General features: G+C 39.1%; 22 protein-coding genes, 1 tRNA gene and 1 pseudogene. 6 read left to right on the top strand and 18 right to left on the bottom strand.

Annotation, left to right across the window (positions count from 1 at the left end; translation table 11 throughout):
* Window positions 1-652: 652 nt before the first annotated feature.
* The gene (gene acnA, locus BK585_RS14335; RefSeq protein WP_078554227.1) at window positions 653-3,370 is read right to left on the bottom strand and encodes an aconitate hydratase AcnA; all 2,718 of its coding nucleotides are present in this window, start codon (window positions 3,368-3,370) and stop codon (window positions 653-655) included.
* Between the two features lie 205 nt (window positions 3,371-3,575).
* Between acnA and sspO the strand changes: the two genes are divergently transcribed.
* Window positions 3,576-3,737, top strand: a complete 162-nt coding sequence (sspO, locus tag BK585_RS14340) for a small acid-soluble spore protein O (protein ID WP_078554230.1) — start codon at window positions 3,576-3,578, stop codon at window positions 3,735-3,737.
* A gap of 48 nt (window positions 3,738-3,785) precedes the next feature.
* On the opposite strand, the gene BK585_RS14345 is transcribed toward sspO, so the two are convergent.
* Complete coding sequence (locus BK585_RS14345; RefSeq protein ID WP_078554235.1) at window positions 3,786-4,037, bottom strand: hypothetical protein; 252 nt, start codon at window positions 4,035-4,037, stop codon at window positions 3,786-3,788.
* Window positions 4,038-4,160: 123 nt separating this feature from the next.
* On the opposite strand from BK585_RS14345, the gene BK585_RS14350 reads away from it, so the two are divergent.
* On the top strand, window positions 4,161-4,301 hold the full coding sequence (locus BK585_RS14350) for a small acid-soluble spore protein P (protein WP_078554236.1): 141 nt from the start codon (window positions 4,161-4,163) through the stop codon (window positions 4,299-4,301).
* 29 nt (window positions 4,302-4,330) lie between these two features.
* Here the strand turns inward: BK585_RS14350 and selA are convergent, their stop codons facing one another.
* The gene (gene selA, locus BK585_RS14355; protein ID WP_078554240.1) at window positions 4,331-5,746 is read right to left on the bottom strand and encodes an L-seryl-tRNA(Sec) selenium transferase; all 1,416 of its coding nucleotides are present in this window, start codon (window positions 5,744-5,746) and stop codon (window positions 4,331-4,333) included.
* A 100-nt stretch (window positions 5,747-5,846) separates the two neighbouring features.
* Window positions 5,847-6,038: pseudogene (locus tag BK585_RS24640) on the bottom strand (Rdx family protein); the annotation flags it as partial.
* A gap of 195 nt (window positions 6,039-6,233) precedes the next feature.
* Here BK585_RS24640 and selD point away from each other — a divergent pair.
* Window positions 6,234-7,316: a selenide, water dikinase SelD gene (gene selD / locus BK585_RS14365; protein ID WP_078554241.1), complete on the top strand. Its 1,083-nt coding sequence runs from the start codon at window positions 6,234-6,236 to the stop codon at window positions 7,314-7,316.
* Here selD and BK585_RS14370 read toward each other — a convergent pair.
* The 9 genes from BK585_RS14370 to selB all read right to left on the bottom strand — a co-directional run bounded on the left by BK585_RS14370 (window position 7,279) and on the right by selB (window position 15,546).
* Window positions 7,279-7,641: a hypothetical protein gene (locus BK585_RS14370; RefSeq protein WP_078554243.1), complete on the bottom strand. Its 363-nt coding sequence runs from the start codon at window positions 7,639-7,641 to the stop codon at window positions 7,279-7,281. The genes selD and BK585_RS14370 overlap by 38 nt on opposite strands.
* Before the next feature lie 202 nt (window positions 7,642-7,843).
* A complete protein-coding gene (locus BK585_RS14375) occupies window positions 7,844-9,010 on the bottom strand; it encodes an IS256 family transposase (RefSeq protein ID WP_078551372.1) in 1,167 nt (388 codons plus the stop codon).
* Between the two features lie 124 nt (window positions 9,011-9,134).
* Complete coding sequence (locus BK585_RS14380; protein ID WP_170885600.1) at window positions 9,135-9,536, bottom strand: VanZ family protein; 402 nt, start codon at window positions 9,534-9,536, stop codon at window positions 9,135-9,137.
* On the bottom strand, window positions 9,536-10,174 hold the full coding sequence (locus tag BK585_RS14385) for an HD domain-containing protein (RefSeq protein WP_078554250.1): 639 nt from the start codon (window positions 10,172-10,174) through the stop codon (window positions 9,536-9,538). Before BK585_RS14385 ends, BK585_RS14380 begins: the two co-directional genes overlap by 1 nt.
* Window positions 10,167-10,946: a phosphonate ABC transporter ATP-binding protein gene (gene phnC / locus BK585_RS14390; RefSeq protein ID WP_078554252.1), complete on the bottom strand. Its 780-nt coding sequence runs from the start codon at window positions 10,944-10,946 to the stop codon at window positions 10,167-10,169. The genes BK585_RS14385 and phnC overlap by 8 nt, the downstream gene beginning before the upstream one ends.
* Complete coding sequence (phnE, locus tag BK585_RS14395) at window positions 10,930-11,691, bottom strand: phosphonate ABC transporter, permease protein PhnE (protein WP_078554254.1); 762 nt, start codon at window positions 11,689-11,691, stop codon at window positions 10,930-10,932. Before phnE ends, phnC begins: the two co-directional genes overlap by 17 nt.
* A gap of 20 nt (window positions 11,692-11,711) precedes the next feature.
* Entirely contained in the window at window positions 11,712-12,575 is an 864-nt protein-coding gene (gene phnD, locus BK585_RS14400; RefSeq protein ID WP_078554256.1) for a phosphate/phosphite/phosphonate ABC transporter substrate-binding protein, read from the bottom strand.
* Window positions 12,576-12,639: 64 nt separating this feature from the next.
* On the bottom strand, window positions 12,640-13,653 hold the full coding sequence (locus BK585_RS14405) for a glycosyltransferase family 4 protein (RefSeq protein ID WP_078554258.1): 1,014 nt from the start codon (window positions 13,651-13,653) through the stop codon (window positions 12,640-12,642).
* A 9-nt stretch (window positions 13,654-13,662) separates the two neighbouring features.
* Window positions 13,663-15,546, bottom strand: coding sequence for a selenocysteine-specific translation elongation factor (gene selB, locus BK585_RS14410; protein ID WP_078554260.1), 1,884 nt, complete (start codon window positions 15,544-15,546; stop codon window positions 13,663-13,665).
* A 133-nt stretch (window positions 15,547-15,679) separates the two neighbouring features.
* On the opposite strand from selB, the gene BK585_RS14415 reads away from it, so the two are divergent.
* Window positions 15,680-16,951 (top strand): ATP-binding protein, encoded by a 1,272-nt coding sequence (locus tag BK585_RS14415; RefSeq protein WP_078554263.1) that lies wholly within the window; start codon window positions 15,680-15,682, stop codon window positions 16,949-16,951.
* A 10-nt stretch (window positions 16,952-16,961) separates the two neighbouring features.
* Here BK585_RS14415 and BK585_RS14420 read toward each other — a convergent pair whose 3' ends face one another.
* Window positions 16,962-17,420: a divergent PAP2 family protein gene (locus BK585_RS14420; RefSeq protein ID WP_078554265.1), complete on the bottom strand. Its 459-nt coding sequence runs from the start codon at window positions 17,418-17,420 to the stop codon at window positions 16,962-16,964.
* A 345-nt stretch (window positions 17,421-17,765) separates the two neighbouring features.
* Here BK585_RS14420 and BK585_RS14425 point away from each other — a divergent pair, with 345 nt between their 5' ends.
* Both BK585_RS14425 and BK585_RS24085 read left to right on the top strand, forming a co-directional pair.
* A complete protein-coding gene (locus BK585_RS14425; RefSeq protein WP_170885601.1) occupies window positions 17,766-18,095 on the top strand; it encodes a C40 family peptidase in 330 nt (109 codons plus the stop codon).
* 161 nt (window positions 18,096-18,256) lie between these two features.
* A tRNA-Sec gene (locus tag BK585_RS24085) sits at window positions 18,257-18,353 on the top strand.
* Window positions 18,354-18,453: 100 nt separating this feature from the next.
* Here BK585_RS24085 and BK585_RS14430 read toward each other — a convergent pair.
* From BK585_RS14430 to BK585_RS14440, 4 genes are all read right to left on the bottom strand, one after another.
* Window positions 18,454-19,617 carry a tyrosine-type recombinase/integrase gene (locus tag BK585_RS14430; RefSeq protein ID WP_078554268.1) on the bottom strand — a complete coding sequence of 388 codons (1,164 nt, stop codon included), beginning with the start codon at window positions 19,615-19,617 and terminating at the stop codon, window positions 18,454-18,456.
* Window positions 19,618-19,739: 122 nt separating this feature from the next.
* Complete coding sequence (locus BK585_RS14435) at window positions 19,740-19,931, bottom strand: helix-turn-helix domain-containing protein (RefSeq protein ID WP_078554270.1); 192 nt, start codon at window positions 19,929-19,931, stop codon at window positions 19,740-19,742.
* 11 nt (window positions 19,932-19,942) lie between these two features.
* The gene (locus BK585_RS24090; protein ID WP_170885602.1) at window positions 19,943-20,080 is read right to left on the bottom strand and encodes a hypothetical protein; all 138 of its coding nucleotides are present in this window, start codon (window positions 20,078-20,080) and stop codon (window positions 19,943-19,945) included.
* 62 nt (window positions 20,081-20,142) lie between these two features.
* A complete protein-coding gene (locus BK585_RS14440; RefSeq protein WP_078554272.1) occupies window positions 20,143-21,000 on the bottom strand; it encodes a hypothetical protein in 858 nt (285 codons plus the stop codon).
* Window positions 21,001-21,037: the final 37 nt, after the last annotated feature.

Here is a 21,037-nt window from a genome sequence, read left to right on the forward strand (position 1 = left end):
ATATTCCTTCTGAGCGGTTTTTTATCGCTTATTTAATGTAAGAGTGACTCTTTTACCCGGTGGTGGTTTGGTAGGTTGTTCATTCGCTTTATGAACGACCTTTTCTTACTGTTGACACTTCGGGTGGGGCGCTTCGGGTGGGCTTTCATTTCCTTTATGAACGACCTTTTCTTACTACTGGCACTTGGGTTGGGCGTTCATTCCCTTTATGAACGACCTTTTCTTACTACTGGCGCTTCGGGTGGGCTTTCATTTCCTTTATGAACGACCTTTTCTTACTTCTGGCACTTGGGTTGGGCGTTCATTCCCTTTATGAACGACCTTTTCTTACTTCTGGCACTTGGGTTGGACGTTCATTCCTTTATGAACGACTTTTTCTTACTACTGGCACTTGGGTTGGGCGTTCATTCCTTTATGAACGACTTTTTTACCTGGTCAACTTCCTCTCTTGGCCTTGAACTCGCTCTCCTCGGACTCTTCCTTCTGCCCGCCCTCCTCTTTGGCCTTGGGCCACGCCCCCAGCTGCAACTACACTCGCCCTGAAAGCCAATAGTATTAGCCTAAACCAACCATGTTGCCATCGCGTATTTCTCCAGAATGCAAAAAAACGACCAAACCGCTCATAAGCGATCTGGTCGTCATTCGTCATTTATTAAGCTTTTGCTTCTTCAAACTTACCGCGAAGAACCATTTGTAGAATACCACCGTGACGGTAGTATTCAATTTCAACTTCACTGTCGAAGCGGACAAGTACGTCGAATTCTACTTGCTTGCCTTCTTCAGTAGTTGCTACCACTTTAACCATGTCGCGTGGTTTCACATCGTTTGTGATTTGTACATCGAATGATTCTTTTCCAGTTAATCCAAGAGATTCAGCTGAATCGCCTTCTTTAAACTGAAGTGGAAGAACACCCATAAGTACAAGGTTAGAACGGTGAATACGCTCATAGCTTTCAGCAATAACTGTTTTAATTCCAAGAAGGTTTGTTCCTTTTGCTGCCCAGTCACGAGAACTTCCCATACCGTAATCTTTACCAGCTAGGATAGCAAGGCCTGTTCCTTCTTCTTTATATTTCATAGCTGCATCATAAATAGACATTACTTCGCCTGTTGGCCAGTACGTTGTATATCCACCTTCAGTGCCAGGAGCTACTTGGTTTTTGATACGGATGTTTGCAAACGTTCCACGCATCATTACTTCATGGTTACCACGACGAGAACCGTAAGAGTTGAAGTCACGTTGCTCCACACCTTTAGAGATTAAATATTTACCTGCAGGTGTATCTTTACCAAATGCACCAGCTGGAGAAATATGGTCAGTTGTTACTGTATCACCAAACTTACCGATAACTTTAAGACCAGATAACGCCTCAATGTCTTGAGGGTCAGCCGACAGGTTCTCAAAGAATGGTGGGTTGGCAATGTACGTAGACTCATCATCCCATTTATATAATGCATCATCTGTTGTTTCAATTTCGTTCCAACGTGGATTGCTTTGGAATACGTTTTCGTACTCTCTTTTGAATAGCTCAGGCGTAACTGTTTCTTTTACAACAGCAGCGATTTCATCAGCTGTTGGCCAGATATCGTTAAAGAATACATCATTTCCGTCTTTATCCACACCGATAACATCGTTACCTAAATCGATATCAACCGTACCAGCTAATGCATAGGCAACAACTAGTGGAGGTGAAGCAAGATAGTTTGCTTTCACTAATGGATGAATACGCCCTTCGAAGTTACGGTTACCAGATAAAACTGACGTAGCCATTAAATCGTTTTCTGCAATTGCAGCTTCGATTTCATCAGCTAATGGGCCAGAGTTTCCGATACATGTTGTACAACCGTAACCAACGATGTTAAATCCAAGTTGCTCTAAGTAAGGAAGTAATTTAGAATCCTCAAGGTATCCTGTAACTACTTTTGAACCAGGAGCTAATGAAGTTTTCACATACTCAGGTACTTGCAAGCCTTTTTCTACAGCTTTTTTCGCAACTAACCCTGCTCCAATAAGAACATACGGATTAGAAGTGTTTGTACAGCTCGTAATTGAAGCAATTGCAATTGCTCCTGTTTTCATTGTCGTTTCTTTACCATCCGCAAGCTTAACTGTAACTTCTTTATTGAACTCATCTTCAGATAAACCGAATCCTTGAGTTCCAGCTGGAGCTGATACTGTTTTATGGAATTGCTCTTTCATTTGTGAAAGTGGAACTAAATCTTGAGGACGTTTTGGTCCTGAAAGGTTAGCTTCAATTTCAGAAAGGTCAATTTCAACAATGTTTGTATACGTAGGGTCTGGAGTTTCCCCAGGCACGTAGAATAAATCATTTGCTTTAGAATAAGCTTCAACCAGATTGATTTGCTCTTCTGAACGACCAGTTAGTCTAAGGTAGTTAAGAGCTTCTTCATCAACTGGGAAGAATCCACATGTAGCACCATATTCAGGAGCCATATTTGAAATCGTTGCACGGTCAGCTAATGGCATTACAGCTAAACCAGGACCGAAGAACTCAACGAATTTACCAACTACTTTTTTCTCACGTAATACTTGTGTTACTTTTAACGCAACATCAGTAGCTGTCGTTCCACTTGGAAGAGTTCCAGTGAATTTTACACCAATTACTTCAGGAACTGGGAAATATGATGGTTGTCCAAGCATTCCTGCTTCCGCTTCAATACCACCTACACCCCATCCAAGTACACCGATACCGTTAATCATAGTTGTATGAGAGTCAGTACCAACTAATGTATCTGGGAATGCTACGTTTTCACCATTTACTTCATTTGCATGAACAACGTTCGCTAAGTACTCAAGGTTAACTTGGTGAACGATACCTGTTGCTGGAGGAACCGCACGATAATTATCAAATGCTTTTTGTGCCCAGCTAAGGAATTGATAACGCTCTTCGTTACGTTGGAATTCTAAATTCATATTAAAGTCTAAAGAATCCGAAGTTCCTGCTTTATCTACCTGAACTGAGTGGTCGATAACAAGGTCTACTGGAATCTCAGGGTTGATTTTTTGTGGGTCTCCACCAAAGTCAGCCATTGCTTTACGCAAAGACGCTAAGTCAACGACAGCTGGTACCCCTGTAAAGTCTTGCAAGATAACACGTGAAGGCTTAAATGGAACATCTATATCTTTTTGCTCCGCAGTCCCCCACTTGGCTAAATTTTCTACATGTTCTTGTTTAATGACAAATCCATCTTCCTGACGTAAAACTGATTCTAAAAGTACTTTTACCGAGTAAGGTAAAGAGGATACTTTTGCAACGCCAGCATCTTCTAACGCTTGTAGGCGATAGAAATTATAGGTTTTCCCGTTCACATCAAAGGTTGAGCGAGATTTAAACGTATCTTTTGTCATATGTACTCCCTCCTTCATTCCTAATCATATAATAGTTTAACAAAATTGTAAAAATTAGAGCTTCGGTGGTAACTCATCATTTCCTACCCGAAAACATTCCTTTTATAGAATAGCAAAACTTTCTGAAAGAATAAATGATTTTTATAACTAAAAGTTAAAGAAACAACAAAAAATAGATATGAAAAAGCCACAGGGGGTGAAAATATTGAATAAAAAACCAGCTAACCACATTATTCCAGGAGCCAATGCTGCAAAATCTCAAGGACCAGGCGTAGGCTATAATTCAAAGTTTGGAACGGAGATGGCTAATGAACCATTGACTGAAAAACAACGTCAATTCAACAAAAAGACGAAAAAAAGACAATAATAAAAAGGAAGGACGCCTCATTAGTCATGAGTCGTCCTTCTCATTTTTCTAATGAATTTGTGATTTCAACTGGTCCAACTGGTCTTGAAATTGGCCAAGCTGTACTTTCTGATGTTCGGTACAAACTGTAAGTGCCTTTTGGATTTGTACCTCAGCTTCTTCGATTTCTTGCATCGCTATTTTTGTATCATGACCCGCATCCGGTGCAGATGGTGTAATTTCAGCCACAGCATCTTGCGCTTGAACTACCGCTTGTTGCGCGGTTTGGAATGCAAGTTGTTTATCCATTTGATATGTCATTCATTTTCCCTCCTAAATAGACTCACCTTATTTTTCATAATGGACCCTAGCTTTATACCGAATAAATCAAAAAAATCAATCAAATACTAAGTTGAAACCAAAAATGATATAGGGGGCTTTCAAATGGCTGAAAAAAATACATCAAAAGACCAACGTAGAAACTCACCAAAAGGGCAACATACTTCAGGCCAACCTGAACCATTAAGTGGTTCTAAAAAAGTAAAAAAACGCAACCAAGTGAGCCAAACAAACGGAGAAGGTTAATAACGAAGGACACTGAAAAAATCATTTTTTCAGTGTCCTCTTGTTTCTTCAATATTCCAAAACTGCTTACTAACGATCTCAATTTCCTCTTGTTCAATCGTCCTAAAATCAATGAGTAATTTTTCTCCTTTAATTCTACAGATTACAGGTATTTCTTGTTGTCTCAATGTATCAAACAGTTGTTGTGCAGTCATTTTTGGATGGGAGACTGCGAGTAACATCGTTGGAATTTCTACACCTGGCATCGTACCTCCACCGATTTGCGAAGTTCCCTCCTCAAAGCTAAAAAGGAATGAGCTGTCTTCAAGTGAATTTGAAAAGACCCTAGCCTTATTCTCAACTTCTACAATAGGCTCAAGGATCGCTTTTACTGTTGGAATGGATTTGATTTGTTCTTCTCCGAATGCATAGGTTTTTAGTGTTGCTTCAAGTGCGGCTAATGTCATTTTATCGACGCGAAGCACTCTGGCCAATTGATGTTTTTTCAATTTATCAATAAGCACTTTTTTTCCCGCTATAATTCCTGCTTGCGGACCACCTAAAAGCTTGTCCCCACTAAATGATACGATATCAACACCCTTGTCCAACGTTTCTTTGACCGTTGGCTCTTCACCTATAAGATGATTTCGAAAATCATAAATTGCTCCACTGCCCAAGTCTTCATATAAAATGATGTCTTCATGTTCTTCTTTTAGTTGCACCAATTCTTCTATTTCAACCGATTTCGTAAACCCGATCGTCTTGAAATTGCTCGTGTGAACTTTTAAAAACATGGCTGTTTCAGAAGTTATCGCTTGGTGATAATCACGTAAATGGGTTTTATTTGTTGTGCCCACTTCTTTGAGCACCGCACCGCTTTCTTCCATAATTGAAGACACTCGAAACGACCCACCAATTTCCACTAGTTGACCGCGAGACACGATGACCTCTTTATTTTTAGCGAAGGTTTTCAAGATAAAATAAACAGCAGCCGCATTGTTATTGACAACCATTGCCGCTTCCGCTCCGGTAATTTCTTTAATCACTTCCTCGATGATATCGTGTCTTGAACCTCTTTTTCCACTTTCAAGGTTATATTCAAGATTGGAATAGTGTTTTGCTGCTAATTGCACTTGTTGTAACGCATCCTCACTCAGTTTTGCACGCCCAAGATTCGTATGTAAAATCGTTCCTGTCCCATTGATGACTGGACGTAACGTATATTTTTTTTGTTGCTCTGATTTACGTTGCAAGTATGCAAAGACCTCTGCTACCAAAGTTGACACATCAATAGTTTCGTCTAGTCGTCTGCCTTCTAGAATGTCTGTCCGAATACTTCCAATCTTTTCTTTTGCCCAGTCTGTTAGCTTATCCTCACTAGTTCCCGTTTCATTGCCTATCTTTTGAAAAGTGGGATGTCGCTGTATTTCATGAATCGGTGGTATAAAACGAAGAGCCGTTTTCATTCTCGTCACCTCTATTTATTAGTAATCTTACTATAATCGAGGAATGTATCGTTTTCAACAAAGGCCATAAAAAAAAAGCACCCATCATAGGTGCTTTTGGCTATACTTGAAGTTGTTCAATTTTAGCTATCATTTCATCGGAATTAGGGAAAACGCCTGTTTCTTTTTTCGAATACAGTTTCTCACCATTAACGGTGACTTCAAACACTCCGCCAGATGCTGGAATTAAGTCAAGTTGCGTGATATTGCCCCGGAAATGTGTAAATAGTTGTTCCGCAAAACTTGCGGCTTTTGGTGCGTAGTTTCACTGCATACAAAATTCAACAGATACTTTGTACATAGAAAACACTCCTTATTTTTTAGTTACACTTTTATTTTAAATAGGATTTCCTTAGTTTGCAAATCATGTGAACTCTTCAGGCATTTCGCATGTATCTATTTTCGGTTTCTGATATGATTATTTTTAGCAAGACAAGTTATACTTAGGATGTGTTTTTATTTATGGGAGGTGTTTGCTTTGGACAAAAGGGAAGAAATTCGTTTAACGGCAATGTCCACAAAAGCTGGTTGAGGCTGCAAAATTGGTCCTGAAGACCTGGCGCAAGTTTTGTGCCATTTACCGAAGCAAGATTATGATGCAAATGTATTAGTAGGCCTTGATACATCTGATGATGCAGGTGCTTATAAATTAACGGATGAAATTGCTCTTGTTCAAACGGTTGACTACTTTACACCGGTTGTTGATGATCCATATATGTTTGGTCAAATTGCTGCGGCCAATGCTTTAAGCGACGTATATGCTATGGGAGCTGTTCCTAAAACGGTTATGAATATTGTTGGATTTCCAATTAAAAAACTGCCACAAAAGGTACTTGCTGATATTCTTTGCGGAGCGGCTGATAAAGTAAAAGAAGCTGGCGCTGTTATCGTAGGCGGACATTCGATTGATGACCAAGAGCCTAAATTCGGTCTCGCTTGTACGGGAATTGCTCATCCTGATAAAATTTATAAAAATGTCGGGGCACAGCCTGGTGATGTGTTAGTTCTAACCAAACCAATAGGCGTAGGTATTTTAACAACAGGCATCAAACGCGATGCAGTCACACCTGAGCAAGAACAAGAGGTTACCGTAACGATGGCGACATTGAATAAAGTTGCTGCTGAAAAATTAGCCTCCTATCATCCAAACGCGGTTACTGATGTTACTGGTTTCGGCCTTCTCGGTCATTCCTATGAAATGGCAAAAGGCAGCGAAGTAAGCTTTATAATTCGTAAAGATTCAGTCCCATTACTTCCCGGAACGATTGAATTAGCTGAAAAGGGCATTGTCCCAGGTGGTTCAAAAGCTAATGAACGTTGGCTTGAAGAAGTTGTTTCCTATAGTGAAGAGATAACTGCTGTAGACCGAAGTATTTTATGTGATGCGATTACATCTGGAGGCTTGCTCATTAGTCTTTCGAGTGAAGAAGCCAGTCAGTACATTGCCGATCTGCACGAAGCAGGATTTACGAGAACTACCATCATTGGTGAAGTCACAACCAAACAAGAAAAGCCGATATACGTAAAATAGGATATCGCAAGAAGGGTTGATGATAACATTTCATCAACCCTTCTCTTAGTTTTATCTGACCGATTTTTGGTTCTGGGCCACAAATCGGGCGGCTATCTTTTTTTACCTTCCCGTTTTTCAGCACTCGCTCCCAAATCGGGCAGGTATCTTCTTTTCCCTTCCCGTTTTTCAACCCTCGCTCCCAAATCGGGCGGGTATCTTCGTTTTCCTTCCCGTTTTTCAGCCCTCGCTCCCAAATCGGGCAGGTATCTTCTTTTTCCTTCCCGTTTTTCAACCCTCGCTCCCAAATCGGGCAGGTATCTTCTTTTTCCTTCCCGTTTTTCAACCCTTGCTCCCAAATCGGGCGGGTATCTTCTTTTTCCTTACCGTTTTTCAGAGCGCGACAGTCAAGTCCAGAATAATGTGTAAATTACTTAGCTACAATGTTACAACCTATAATGGTATATAGTTAGTTTTTGATTTTGGTTACTTGGAAGGGGGTCCCCCCTTCCAAGTAACCAAAATCTCGCTTCGCGCGGCTCGCTGGTTTAGGGCTTTAGAGTATATCTCCTATTTAACTGAAGGTTTTCATTCTCCATTAATAGCGCCCCAATTAATCGAAAAGCTGATTGTGTATTTGGAAAAATACGAATGACTCTTTCTCGTCTTCTTATTTCCTGATTTAGACGCTCTAACGAGTTGGTACTTGATAGGTGTCGTTGATACATTTTTGGTTCATTTAAATATTGAATGGATTCTTCAAATCCGTCTTCAAGGATTTCAATTGCCTTCTTCAACTTGGGATTATCTTGGTGATTCATGAGAAGGTCATCTTTAAATTTCCTTGCTTCTTCACAAGAGATTGTTTGGTATATTCTTCTCAAATCTGCTATGACCTGGCTAGACCCTTTTTTGGGAAGTTTATTAATAATGTTTCGTTTAAAGTGAACGGAACACCTTTGCCATGAAGTTCCGATAAATTCTCGGTCTATAGCCTTTTTTAATCCAGCATGGGCATCAGAGACAATAAGTTTAGGAGATTGGAGTCCTCGCGCTTTTAAATCACTGAAGAACCCTTGCCACGCCTCGAAACTCTCAGCGTGGTCTATTTTTAATCCAATAACTTGCCTCTTTTTTTCCTCATCCATTGCCGTCATAAGATAGACTGCTTTGGGTACAACTTTATTATGTTCACGCACCTTAATATACATGGCATCTGCATAGAGGTAAGGAAAATACTGGACATTAAGTGGTCGATTAGCCCATTTATTCACAACAGGATCAAGCTTCTCCGTTAGGGACGAAACAAATGATTTGGATACACTTTCTCCGCAAAGTTGTTCTACAATGTTTTTTACTTTTCGTGTTGACACCCCATTTACCACCATTTCTAACATAGAAAGAGTTAGTGCTTGGTCTACGCGAGAAAACCGTTCAAATATAGAAGTTGAAAAGTCTCCTTCTCTTGTACGAGGTACACGTAATTTAATTTTTCCAATACTAATCAGTAGCTCACGCTCATAATATCCATTACGGTAATCCCGGCGTTCTGGAGAACGCTCATAGGCAGATGCTTGTAAATGCTCATCCCGTTCTTTCTCCATAAACTCATTAAGAACTAATACAATTGAAGATTTTACAACTGCATCAATATTCGAATTCATCACAGATTCTTTTAAAACATCAATATCTAGGTTAAACTGTATTTGAGTCATTTTATATTCCCTCTTCTCATGTTTTTCGTGGTTGTTAAACATTGTAGCCAAGAAGGTATAAAATGACTCTTTTTGTTTTTACACAATTATACGGACTTAATCAGCGCGACTCCAAATCGGGCGACTATCTCTTTTTTGTATAGCTCTTAATCACAAAAATAACTACTAACGTCAGGAGTGCTCCTGTTGAATTAATGAGTACGTCTGTAAATTGACCGTCCCGCGCAGGAATAAACGATTGATGCCATTCATCAACTGCTCCATAAATCGTTGCTAGCATCCATGCTAGAATATAACGGTACGTGTTTCCTTTTAACGCCAAGAAACAAAATAGGGCCAAAAGACCAAAAGCAACCATATGGCCAGCTTTCCGTAAAATAAAATTCAAAAAGGCATTATCTATAAAGGGGTTTGTCAGTAATTCCTTCGTGGAATCTCCTGTAAAAAAGGGGGTTCTTGTTGCATATGCAATGAGTAGACACCATCCTATTGCAATAATCCACCAAAATATCTTTTTATTGTTCATTATCGAATTCCGTTCCATTCATTTGTAAACTGATTTAAAAATTCTACCATATACGAGTGGCGTTGCTCCGCCATGTTTTTACCTGTGTCTGTATTCATTAATCCTTTAAGTTTCAATAATTTCTCATAAAAATGATTAATGGCCGTGCTTTTTCCTTCGCGGTATTCTTTGGCTGTCATCTCTTCACGGAAAGGCAGCTCAGGGTCATACATCAAATCACCTTTATGACCAGCATACACAAACGTCCTCGCAATCCCTATCGCACCTATGGCATCGAGCCGGTCTGCATCTTGAACTACTTGTCCCTCAAGCGATAGCTTATGATGGGTCTGTCCACCTTTAAAAGACATGTTTTTAATAATATCAAGGATGGGACCAGACTCAACTCCATGTTGTGTTAGCCAGTTATCGATCTCCTCGATTTTTGCTTCTACATCATCAACGAGCTTCTCATCAGGAACATCATGAAATAGGGCCGCCAGCTTACAAGTAAACTCATCCGCCTGTTCTTCTCTAGCAATCGTTTCAGCTAATTTCGTAACTCGTTCGACATGGTACCAGTCATGGCCACTTTTTTCATTGTCATGAATTGCTTTGACATAGTTTATAGCTCGGTTGACGATTTCTTCTTTATTCATTTTGTTCTCCTTCCAAGTCCCCATAAATCAATTTATATTTATCCGGAGTTAATTGTTCTGGGGTCCCATCAAATACTAGTTCCCCTTTATGTAAGCCAATAATGCGTGTAGCATAACGTTTGGCAAGTGTGACGTCATGCACGTTAATTATCGTAAGTAGTTTTCGTTCTTGGTGTATTTTCTTCAACAAAGAAAAGATTTTGTTCGCAGTACTTGGGTCAAGACTAGCAACAGGCTCATCTCCTAAAAAGATGCGAGGGTGCTGCAATAGGGCCCTGGCAATTCCGACGCGTTGCTTTTGACCACCTGATAATCGTTCAACTCGTTGCCTTATAAAAGGATCCAGTTCAACGGCAGAAATTGCTTCTTCTGCTTGTAGAATTTCCTGATTATCGTATATCCCAAGTAAACTCTTCCACGCTGGGCGCCGACCAAACGAACCAGATAGAACATTTGTTAACACAGAGAGCCTTGGAATTAGATTATAGTGTTGAAAGATCATCGCAATGTCTTGGCGAACTTCTTTTAGCTTATGTTCAGCTAACGAACTTACTTGCTTTTGATGCACAGTAACGGTACCAGAGGTTGGTTGGTGGAGTCCGTTAATTGTTCGAATAAACGTAGATTTCCCAGCTCCACTTTTTCCTAAAATACAAACAAACTCCTCTGGATAAAAGGAGAGCGATAGTTTAGCAAGTGCATAATCCTTAGAGCCTTTATATTGAACTGTCACGTTCTCTATTTTTACAACCGGGTTAGATGACTCGCTCACGGACTTTCCCCCCAATAAAATCAACACAGATCACTAAAATCATTATCATGATGATATCTGTAGCAACTCGCTGATACTGTAGACTTTGGAAATGGTTAAAGAGCAGTTGCCCCAATCCCCCTCCTCCTATAAAACCAAGGATTAAGGACGTTCGTATTGCTACTTCAAATCTGTAAAAGTAATGAGATAGGACATTGGGCCAAATTTGTGGCAATATCGAAAATAATATCGCAACCCAACGAGGTGCACCAACCGCCTTCATCGCTTCCTGCGGTCCAGAGTCGGCGGCTTCTATCAACTCAGAAATGAGTTTTCCAAGGACTCCAATGTTATGTAAAATAATCGCGATCACAGCTGCAAATGGGCCTAGACCTAAGGCTGCAACAAGCACAAGACCAAAAACAATTTCAGGAATCGAGCGTAATCCACTTAAACTCCACCTTGTAAAGAAAAAAAAGCTTTGATGGCGACTTGTATTTCGAGCCGCCGTAAAGCTGAGTGGTAGGGCAACGACTAAGGCAAAAAACGTACCTAAAAAAGCAATCGCCAATGTGACAAGACTTTCGCGCAGTAATCGTTGAAGCAACGACCAATCTAACGGAAAAAATCGATTTACGACTAAGTCAATTGCATTCGGAAATTGGGCAAAACGTCGCACATCAAAGCCGGTGATTGACATACACCACCATGTGAAAAGAAGAAAAGCAATTAGATATAAAATGTAACGACGCTTAAACCAAATCATCCATCTCGCCCCTTACCGAACTATTCTAACATCCCAAACTCTTTTGCGGCTTCATATACATTTTGATAGTTGCTATCATCTGCTTCCACAAATGCAGAGGCTCCACCAAAAATACTAAGAATTTCTTGGTCGGTTATTCCTACAAAAGCTTCCTGTAACGCTTGAATCGTTTCCTCATCTGTAGTTCCTGAGACGGTCCAAGGATACTGGTACAATTGTTCTGACGTCCAAATTATTTTGATTTGACTTTCATCAATCACACCTTCTGCCACAAGTTCATGGTATATCGCGCTATCAATTGCACCAACATCAACCATGTTATCTTGTACTTGTTGAGCTGTAATATCATGAGAACCGGTATATCTAACGCTTTCAAATTTGTGGTCATCCTCAGAAAAGTACACGTCATGACGAGATAGTTCTACTCCAGGAATCAAATGACCCGACGTTGAAGCAGGGCTTCCGAAAGCAAAATCAATAGACGCTTGGTCTGCGATAATATCTTCTAACGAGTTCCACTCATTATCTACATGAGTAATCATATATGAATAATAGAATGGCTCCCCATCAATGAGTTGAGTCACAATCGCTTGTGCCCCACTTTGTTCTTTCGCAATTAAATAAGTGACAGGTCCTAAAAACGCTAAATCGATTTGATTGTAATTTAACGCTTCTACAACTGCGTTATAATTAGGGTATAGTTCAATTTCTACGTCTCGGTTTAGTTTTTCTGTTAATTCAGCGTCAAGCTTTTCAAGGCCGACCTCCATTTCACCAATCGTTTGCGCTGGGATAACGGCAACGGTAAAAGGTTCCTCTGATGCAGCGCCACATCCGGCAATGAATACAAAACATAATGATAATAACCAAACTATTTTTTTCATTTGTTATTTCCTCCTTCATACAATAAAAATAAGCTATCACGTGTTAAGGGGCTTGTAAAGAAAGTTACCTTGCTCGTTCATACAGACGAATGTATGATTGGATTTCTGTTTCTAAACTATGTTGCTGTTCCAAGGTCTTTAAGCCGTTTTCAACAAAAAGACGTTGCAAAGATGTATCGTCAATCACTTGTCTGAGCTTCTGTTCTAGTTCCGCTTCATCCGCAAAAAGAAAACCATTTTCCCCGTCCCTAATAATACTCTCATTGCCACTATTTTTTCGAGCGATGACAGGAATACGACAAGACATCGCTTCTAATAAAACGGCTGTCTGCCCTTCTGAAATAGACGAGTTCAGAACGATGTCGTAGTTCGCGTAAACGGAAGCGATTGTTTCAAAAGGAACTGGGGGCTCATACGTAAACCACTCATACTCTTTTGTTTTAGATTTCACTTTTTTTTCTACTTCAGCTTCAAGAACTTCACCAATAATCGTATACGTTAACTCTCGAAAATCCCTTTTTGCTCTTTCTATTACAGGAAGCGCATAAAGGACATCCTTCACCTTTCGTAATCCAGCTGGAAGAAGGATCGCCGGGTAGTCCTTTTTCCCCTTAGGCAAAACCGAAGCGTTCGGTAGCCAAACCCCTTGAGGAATCACAACCACCTGAGTAGAAATCGCAGCATCTTCTAACTCCACTTTAGCAACTTCAGTAAACACAGTTATCCATTCTGCTTTTTCAAGAAGTGGAATGACACGTTTTCGTTTTGTCTCCTCTTTAAAGTCCTCGTTAATATCTGTGCCTCCTGAGGTGATGATATACGGTGTATGCAACCTGTACCCGGTAGACATTTGCCACTGTAAGAAACGCTGAAAATGAAGAATATGAATGATGTCGCATTGATTCACTCTCTTATTGATTTCCTCAGACCACTCTTCTTCGTCATACGCAAACAAAAAAACGTCTATACCCCTCTCCTGAAGTCCGTTTACAATCCGTTTGGCTGTCGTTGAATTTCCTCGTTGTTGTTTCCAATACGGTGTAAAAAAAGCTATTCGCTTGACACGGTTCTGTTCCAACGGAAACACCTACTTCCATTTTCGTTCAGCTTCGACTCGCTCCGTCATTCCCTTTTTATCTAGCAACTCTAAAAAAGGAACTAAATACTTCCGTGAAAGAGGTAGGACTACTTTTGCCTCCTGTAATGAAAAAGATGTGTCATACTTAGACTGAAGAGCCAAAAGTGCCCTCTCATAACTAGAGTGTGTGATATATAGAGCATCATCAAGCGGATAAATCACATTTTCTCTGCTTAAAAAATGAATGATATCTTGATGAAGGGGTTCGGGAATTTGAGCCTTTTGCAGCAACTCTGCAATCGGCTTCACTTCTATATATTGTTTCTTCAATTGCTCGAGCACATTTTCCACTCGTTTTTCCCATGATTTTGGTACATGAGGGAAAAATGCATGTTGAGCGATGAAAGGCCCATCTTTTTTAAGTTGGTTTTCAAGGATTGCTTGTTCAAGTACACGCTCTATTAATTTTTCTGGATATTGAAGAGACTGAGTTTGAATGATTTCTGCTTTTTTCTTTCCTTGTTGCATCGAGAATTTTTCATGAAAGCTATGTAACTCTTCAACAATGCCCGTTAAAAGTTGTTCATAAACCAAAGTTAACGTATAGTATCCGCCCCACTCGATGACTTGATTCGAGTCTGTCATCATAGAAATCGTTGCTAACGTTTCGCTCTCTTCCATTCCTGAAAACTGACTTATCTCCTTGACATTCAATAGACCTTTATCCATTAATACGTCTGAAATTCGGTCTTCTGGTGTGCCTGCTAGTTTCTTTTCTAATAAGTCAATCGTTGCTTGTCCAAACCGGTAACGCTCTCCCCTTGGCTCAATAATCTCTCCGCCACCAATGGTTTCAACAGGGGTTGGTCGCCTTACAATAAACCGGTCACCTCGTTTAGCCACTACGGGTTCATCTAATCTAACCTGACAAAGAACCTGCTCATTCCCTTCAATCTGATTGCGGTCAAAGAAAACAATTTTTCCATATACCTCAGCTGTTCCAATATGAAACTTAATATGTGCGCGTTGTTTCACTTCATGTTGAAGTGACTTCACTACTTGAAGAGCCACATCGACTGTTTGTGTAGTCACATAGCTATCAGACGATACCAACACATCGCCACGTTGACACTGTTCCTTAGAAATCCCTCCAATGTTAATTGCTACACGCTGCCCCGCTCGACCAACGGATGTTGGTTGCTGGTGAATCTGAATCTGCCGCGCTCTCACTTGCTCCTGCTGAGGCAATAAAAGCAATGTCTCTCCTTCACGAACCATACCTTCATAAACAGTTCCTCTCACAACAGTTCCTTGTCCATGAACCGTAAACACTTGGTCAATCGGTAACCGAAACGCACCATTTGCATTTCGGTGAGGTGTTTTAGGAAGTAACTCAATAAGTTGCAAGCGCACGTCCTCGATTCCTTTTCCCGATAAACTATCGACTACGACGGTAGGACTATCTTCTAGGAATGTACCTCTAAGCTGTTCTTCAATATCTTCTTGTACAAGCTCAAGCAACTCCTCGTCGACTCGGTCGACTTTTGTAATGACAATCATCCCTCTTTGAATTTGAAGCAAAGATAAAATTTCAACATGCTCCCTTGTTTGTGGCATAACGCCTTCATCTGCCGCAATGACCAACATGACAATATCAATTCCTGCCACACCGGCAATCATTTGCCGTATAAATCGTTCATGGCCTGGGACATCAATTATAGAAACGGTCATCTCGTCTGTAATTTGAAACGGAGCATACCCTGGTTCAATTGAAATGTTTCTTTCTTTTTCTTCCTTCAAACGGTCTGTATCTACGTTTGTTAAGGCTTTTGTTAAGCTTGTTTTCCCATGGTCAATATGACCTGCCATTCCGACTGTATAATGAACTGACATACATTTCCCTCGTTTCAACTACAAATTATCTGAAAATATTATGAAATTCTGCATTATTTGACAAATAATTCAACATTTTGTTCGTTATATCGTGTATACTATAGAAAAATATAACAAATGGAGACCAATAAATATGAGTCGAATAAAAAGTGATATTCCAATATTTTATACTATCATTGGATTTTTACTAATTCTAGTAATCGACCTCGTCTTTTGGCAAGTAGGAAATTCCACCCCCACCTACATCTTGTGGTCCTCAATAAAAAGCTGGATCGGTTTTCTTTTATTTGCTTTTGTAATCTATCGCTATCTCGTAAAGCAACAGCAAGCCAAACTTCTTGTTGAGAATCATGACAAACAAGCCATTCTTATTAATTCAATCTCAGATTTTATTGTATTTAAAGACGATAAAGGTCGCTGGAGCGAAGTCAATAATTTTGGACAAAAACTATATAATTTAGAGAAAGAAGATGTCTTAGGAAGAACGGACCTGGAAATGGCTGAGTTGTTCCCCAAATATTTCGAGCATTTTAAGTATTGTTATGATACGGATGAGATTGCTTGGGGAAATGGAAAACCAATTCATGTCGATGAGTTACTCATTGTCGGTGAAGAAGAACGATTATTTGACGTACTAAAAATACCTATGTTCCATCCAGACGGAAGCCGTAAAGGTTTATATGCGATCGGTCGTGATATCACGGAGTTAAGAAAATCAGAGGAATTGCTCATTAAAAATGAAAAGCTATCGATTGTTGGACAGCTTGCTGCCGGGGTCGCTCATGAAATAAGGAACCCACTCACATCGTTAAAAGGCTTTGTAAACCTTTGCAAAGAAAATGAAGGAGATAAGGAACTTTATTTAAAAATTATGCACAACGAGCTTGAGAGAATAAATGACATTGTCGATGAACTATTAGTCATTGCAAGACCTCAAAAAGTTCCTATGAAACAAAATGACATTAACAAACTTCTTGATGGCGTTACAATACTCATGGAAACCGAAGCAAGTATCGCAGGTGTTTCCCTTCAAATCCATAAAGAAGAAAAACTTCCACTGATTTCATGTGGAGAATGTCAGATAAAACAAGTGCTTATCAACATTATAAAAAATGCAATTGAAGCGTCAAATGCTGATTCAACTGTAACCATTACTACTTCAGCTACAAAAGAAAATGTAACCGTTACAATTGAAGATGAAGGGTGCGGTATGAAGCGTGCAGATATCAGCAAGCTGGGCGATCCCTTTTTCACGATGAAAGAAAATGGCACTGGCCTCGGTATGATGGTCTCCTTAAAAATTATTGAAGCCCACGAGGGAACACTATCGATTCAAAGCGAAATAAATCAAGGGTCAACCGTATCAATATCTCTACCAATTAAGCAAACCAATGAAAAAAACTAGCCAGTGATGGCTAGTTTTTTGTTGCGAAATAGGATAGCGTTCCTGTTAATGCGCCTAGGATAGCACCACCGAGTACTTCTTCTGGTTGATGGCCAAGCATTTCCTTAAGCTTTTTTTCTTTTTCTTCATATTCATGACCAGGATGATGGCCGGCTAATTCTTCAACCTGCTCATCCAAGTGATTTACTTTTATCGTTAATTCCCCCGCTTGCCTTCGAATGCCTTGAGCATCATACATGACAATCATCCCAAAGATTGTCGCCAGCGCAAAATCAACACTTTTCATGCCTTTATCCCAAGCGATATACGTCGCTAAAGATGTAACCCCTGCCGAATGAGAGCTTGGCATACTACCTGTTTGAAACAATGCTCCCCAATCGACAACTCCTGTTTCCCTTGCTTTTAAAGGTACTTTTAAAAGTTGCGCTATCCCTATAGACATAATGGCCGTCATAATTTTCTTATTCACTGGCATTCACCTCATGGATTATTGTTTACATTTGATAAAAATGTATTCCCACAAGGATACTGGAAAATTTAACGAAATAAGCTTTAAAAAATTATTTTAAAATGATTTGTAACCTATCTGAAAAAGAGGCGTCTAAAGAATCGCAAAACATAAAATTAACCAAATATTGGAGAAATCATTCATGAATTCAGTAGTACATCATTCAAAATTCTTCATCATCTCTGCAACTCTTATCGCTGTCGCCTTTTCACTCACTTTCGATAGTTTCACCCATAGTGTAGAAGCGAGCACAACCAAACAATCTGTAACGGATGTAGCAAAATCGGTAGTAGGCATTAAATACAAGTGGGGAGGAAACACACGAAGGAAGGCTTTGATGCATCTGATTTTACAAAGTATGCTTTTGAAAAATCTTCAGCAAAAATAAACATACCACGCTCGGTCAAAGAACAATTCAACACAGGTAAAGCAGTCAAACAAAAGAATCTAAAAAAAGGTGACCTCGTCTTCTTTAACGCAAATAGAACAGGAAAAGAACCAACATTTGTCGGTATTTACAATGGCAATGGCAAGTTCTATGCAGCAACGGTATCAAAAGGGGTTTCTATACAAGGCCTACAATCTAAGTACTGGAAAGACCGCTACATCGGGGCAAAAAGAGTTATATCAAAATAACATAAAAAAGAGATTGGGACAAAAGGTTGTTGCCTTTGTCTCAATCTCTTCTTACTTGTACGCTAATTAGCGTTGTTGAGACTTGTGTAAACTTGGAAATGCATTACGATTGCACCAATAGTCAAAAATCATTATAATAAGAGGAGTTTCGTAAAAGGCATGGGGCTGGCTACGGTGCTGGTGTCCGTCAAGGTCTTCAAAACCTCTCGGGAGGCGCGTGCCGTCTCCGGTGGGTTCGATTCCCACACAGTCCCGCCAAACTATACATAGCAAGGCTTAGCAAATTTCCTTAGTTGACTGCAAAACCTATCTAAAGTTAAACGTTGAAGGGAGCGGTGCCTAAGAGGTGCCCATTCTTTTAAAAAGCATCATCGAATGCTTTAGCAGCACTATCTTGCAGTAATGGGTTTACATGACTATACAAATCAAGTGTAATACTTACTTTCGTATGTCCTAAACGCTCACTTACCACTTTTGGATGAACATTTTGTTGAAGCAAAATCGTCGCGTGGCTGTGACGTAAATCATGAAAACGACTATCCGATAAGTGTACTTCTTTTACCGCTCTTTTATAGGCTCTTGCCAAATCTCTTACATCCAAGTAATTTCCTTTTGTGTTGTAAAAAACGAGATCATTTGGATTAAAGGTTGGACCTAATAAGGCTTTCTTTTTCTCATAATTATCCTTATGACGTTGAAATAATTCAACAAGGCGCTTACCCATTGAAATGGCTCTATTTTGTCCATTTTTAGGAGCATTCTTTATTTTAACCCCCTCACCCTTTTTATCATAGGCTGACTTGGTAATGAATATTTTTCTGTTGTTAAAGTCAATGTCCCCCCATGTCAATGCTCTTAATTCTCCAACACGAGCACCTGTATGAGCTGCAGCCGTTATAATTGGAAAATATAATACACTTCCGCTTGCACTTTTAAGAAGTAAATTAAGTTCCTCAGGAGTATATGTTGTAAATTTTGCTTTATCAGGCCTAGGTGGCTTAGCTCTTTTTGCCACATTTTTATCTACGAACTCCCAATCAAGAGCATCATTTAAGGCTTTATTTAGCACACGATGATGGTGTAAGACGGTTTGCTTAGATAACCTTCCTTCTCCTTCATTATTTTCTACGGTATTCTCGGTTCTTACTTTCTTTGAGTAATACTGCTGAACATCTCTCACCTTTAATTCATTTATCTTTATATTACCAAGTGCTGGTTTTAAATGAACTCGAATGATACGTTCATATGCTTTAAAAGTGTTGTGAACAGTATTAGTTTCAGCATAGGACTTTAGCCAATAGTCTAGAAAATCACCAACCGTTATTGTTTCTTGCTTATCTTCGGAATGGACTTCTTCTTTTTGAAATTCGGCAATAGCTATTGCCATTGCATTTTTGGCTTCTGTCTTATTTTTAAATCCTTTTCTAATTCTACGTTTTCTATTTCCTTTCGCGTCTTTACCCGCTTCAATAGTAAAGAGCCACTTCTTCGTTTTTTTATCCTGTTTGATATGTCCAGCCATTTATTTTTAACCTCCTAATAGCCAGGCACCAAACTCGCACCATTTACAGTATAAAATTTTTTTGAATGTTTTAAACAATAAATGATAAATAAGTTAAGTACCACCTATAAATCTTGTATTGACTACTCTTGACCTTCAAACCCTTCAAACCAATGTTGAAAAGACTTTTTAGATACTAGGATTCTGCTCCCTACTCGTACTACATGAAAACTGCCAGAGTGAACTAATTCATAAGCCTTTCCACGGCCGATACCTAAAAATACAGCGATATCTTTCACCGTTAAAACGTCTTTTAAATCTTCAAATTTATTCATCTAATTCGTCTTTATTCCTTCCTTAGTACCTTCTTATCTAAATTTTTTTCATCATTCTCTTTCTCCTTATTTAACTCTTCAGTCCATTTCCTTAACACCTCTAGTGCTCTTTCTTTTATTAACTTAATATCTTCTTCTTTATCAAACATAAAAAAAACCCCCTTTCTAGTAGGAGGTTCAACAGTTATTCAATCTATTATAGGATACAACTTTATAAAGTTGTAGGGTATGAATGCCTATGAAATTCCATTGGTATACAAATAGGTTTCATCCCTCTACTATTTATAATAAATACATAATTTTTATGTGTTTCTATAACTGTATCCATATAGCCTTCTTCTACATAATCAAATCCTTTTAATAAGTCTCTTAGAGCCACTATATCATTTAATCCAAAATTAAGGTTAAATACTTCAATAATAAAGCCACTACAAACTGATTCCAAACGGATATAAAGAGGAAACTTTACACCTTCGTTTATAATAACTCCAGTCACATCATGTAAAATCTCTAAAGAAGAACTCTCTAATATACGTTTAAACTGCGATAAACTTATTGTTTTAGCATGTGGCAAATACTCAAAGTAATCCACCCTCCATTCCATTTCTGGTTCATCATCTACAAGCCATGAAACTGGAACCCTTGATAATAGGGCAAAAAATGCAATAACTTCTTTTGAAACTTTTGGTCGTTTTACGGTCATATTTCGAATTATTGGAGATGCTTCTTTCCTCTTATTGTTCTTTAATTTCCCAAGATATCTTCGTATTGTATCACTAGATATGTTATAGAGATCGTATAACTCTGTTTTTTTAAACCCAATTGATTCTTCTTGTAGTAATAATAAACGACGACCAAATAATGAAATTTTCAAAAGGTATTCTGCGTATATTTTCATATCACTTTTCAAAAAGAATAATTCTGGCCAAGGATATCTTACTCTACCAATATCATCTTTACGTTTATTAATATATTCTTCTTCGCTTATAACCCCTTTCAAAAATTCTTTAAGACCAAAACTAATATCTGAATATTTGTTAAGTCGTACAAATTCCGGAATTTGTTTCATTTATATCACCAGAATTAACATACCTTAACAAAATTCA

Origin of the sequence: Bacillus alkalicellulosilyticus (assembly GCF_002019795.1) — a bacterium.
In the GTDB taxonomy this organism is placed as follows: Bacteria; Bacillota; Bacilli; order Bacillales; family Bacillaceae_F; genus Bacillus_AO; species Bacillus_AO alkalicellulosilyticum.

Bases quoted from the DNA above. Each gene is read 5' to 3' on its own strand.
- acnA (WP_078554227.1), bottom strand. From the start codon at position 3,370: ATGACAAAAGATACGTTTAAATCTCGCTCAACCTTTGATGTGAACGGG.
- BK585_RS14345 (WP_078554235.1), bottom strand. From the start codon at position 4,037: ATGACATATCAAATGGATAAACAACTTGCATTCCAAACCGCGCAACAA.
- BK585_RS14350 (WP_078554236.1), top strand. From the start codon at position 4,161: ATGGCTGAAAAAAATACATCAAAAGACCAACGTAGAAACTCACCAAAA.
- selA (WP_078554240.1), bottom strand. From the start codon at position 5,746: ATGAAAACGGCTCTTCGTTTTATACCACCGATTCATGAAATACAGCGA.
- BK585_RS14375 (WP_078551372.1), bottom strand. From the start codon at position 9,010: ATGACTCAAATACAGTTTAACCTAGATATTGATGTTTTAAAAGAATCT.
- BK585_RS14380 (WP_170885600.1), bottom strand. From the start codon at position 9,536: ATGAACAATAAAAAGATATTTTGGTGGATTATTGCAATAGGATGGTGT.
- BK585_RS14385 (WP_078554250.1), bottom strand. From the start codon at position 10,174: ATGAATAAAGAAGAAATCGTCAACCGAGCTATAAACTATGTCAAAGCA.
- phnE (WP_078554254.1), bottom strand. From the start codon at position 11,691: ATGATTTGGTTTAAGCGTCGTTACATTTTATATCTAATTGCTTTTCTT.
- phnD (WP_078554256.1), bottom strand. From the start codon at position 12,575: ATGAAAAAAATAGTTTGGTTATTATCATTATGTTTTGTATTCATTGCC.
- selB (WP_078554260.1), bottom strand. From the start codon at position 15,546: ATGTCAGTTCATTATACAGTCGGAATGGCAGGTCATATTGACCATGGG.
- BK585_RS14415 (WP_078554263.1), top strand. From the start codon at position 15,680: ATGAGTCGAATAAAAAGTGATATTCCAATATTTTATACTATCATTGGA.
- BK585_RS14430 (WP_078554268.1), bottom strand. From the start codon at position 19,617: ATGGCTGGACATATCAAACAGGATAAAAAAACGAAGAAGTGGCTCTTT.
- BK585_RS14435 (WP_078554270.1), bottom strand. From the start codon at position 19,931: ATGAATAAATTTGAAGATTTAAAAGACGTTTTAACGGTGAAAGATATC.
- BK585_RS24090 (WP_170885602.1), bottom strand. From the start codon at position 20,080: ATGTTTGATAAAGAAGAAGATATTAAGTTAATAAAAGAAAGAGCACTA.
- BK585_RS14440 (WP_078554272.1), bottom strand. From the start codon at position 21,000: ATGAAACAAATTCCGGAATTTGTACGACTTAACAAATATTCAGATATT.